The organism is Acidiphilium iwatense (assembly GCF_021556475.1).
Classification (GTDB): Bacteria; Pseudomonadota; Alphaproteobacteria; order Acetobacterales; family Acetobacteraceae; genus Acidiphilium; species Acidiphilium iwatense.
This window is the reverse complement of record NZ_JAKGBZ010000144.1, coordinates 1-1,231: the sequence shown is the minus strand read 5'-3', so window position 1 is coordinate 1,231 and position 1,231 is coordinate 1. Positions and strand designations below refer to the sequence as shown.

Here is a 1,231-nt window from a genome sequence, read left to right as displayed (position 1 = left end):
AGTGCGTCATCCCGAACTTCTCGGCCATCGCCTTGCGCCCGTTGTTCAGATCGACGCCCACGATCATGTTCGCCCCGGCCAGCCGCGCCCCCTGGATCACGTTCAGCCCGATCCCGCCCAGCCCGAACACCACCACATTGTCGCCCGGCTGCACCTTCGCCGTGTTGATCACCGCACCAATCCCGGTGGTCACCCCGCAGCCGATGTAGCAGATCTTGTCGAACGGCGCGTCTTTACGGACTTTCGCCACCGCGATCTCCGGCAGAACCGTGAAATTCGCAAACGTCGAGCAGCCCATATAGTGCATCACCGGATCGCCCGCGCAGGAAAACCGGCTGGTCCCGTCCGGCATCACCCCCTTGCCCTGGGTCGCCCGGATCGCGGTGCATAGATTGGTCTTGCGCGACAGGCACGATTTGCACTGCCGGCATTCCGGCGTGTAGAGCGGGATCACGTGATCGCCCTTGGCGACGCTGGTCACTCCAGGCCCGACATCGACCACGATGCCCGCCCCTTCATGCCCCAATATCGCCGGAAACAACCCCTCCGGGTCCGCGCCCGACAGCGTGTATTCGTCGGTATGGCAAATCCCGGTCGCCTTCACCTCGACCAGAACCTCCCCCGCCTTCGGACCCTCCAGCTTCACCGTGCCAAGCTCCAGCGTCTTGCCCGCCTGCCACGCGATCGCCGCGCGAACTTCCATGATCCCAGCCCTTCCCGCTACGCCCGCAGCACGCCAGACGCCTTCGCCGCATGCGTCGCGATCGCATCCATCAGCGGCGGCGACAGGCAGTCATACGGCTCCAGCCCCAGGTCGCGCAGCCGCGCCCGGATCGCCCCCATCTCCGCAGGATCGGTCCCCCCCTCGATCACCGAGGACACGAACGCGGCAAATTCCGGCGCCGACCAGCCCTGCTCGCTCGACAATTCGGTGTGGATGAAATCCAGCCCGTAAAACGGGTGGTTCTTGTTCTCGATCCGCCCGAACATGTGCACCCCGCACTCGCGGCAGGCATGGCGCTGGATCGTGGCATTGTGGTCGACGATGTGCAGCTTGTTGCCGTTCTCCACCACATGCACCGACTCGCGCGGCACCACCGCCACCACCGAAAACCGCGCCCCAGAAGGCTTCCAGCACTTGGTGCACCCGCACGCATGGTTGTGCGCAACCTGCGCGTCAACCCGAACCTCAACCCGATGGCTCGGACAGTGACACCGCAGCGTCCCACCC

At 65.3% G+C, this 1,231-nt stretch carries 2 protein-coding genes; both read right to left on the bottom strand.

Annotated elements, in window-relative coordinates:
• Positions 1-703, bottom strand: a 703-nt coding sequence (locus tag L2A60_RS20460) for an alcohol dehydrogenase catalytic domain-containing protein (protein WP_235706304.1), incomplete at its 3' end; no start/stop codon positions are given.
• Between the two features lie 17 nt (positions 704-720).
• Positions 721-1,231, bottom strand: a 511-nt coding sequence (gene gfa, locus L2A60_RS20455; RefSeq protein WP_235706303.1) for an S-(hydroxymethyl)glutathione synthase, incomplete at its 5' end; no start/stop codon positions are given.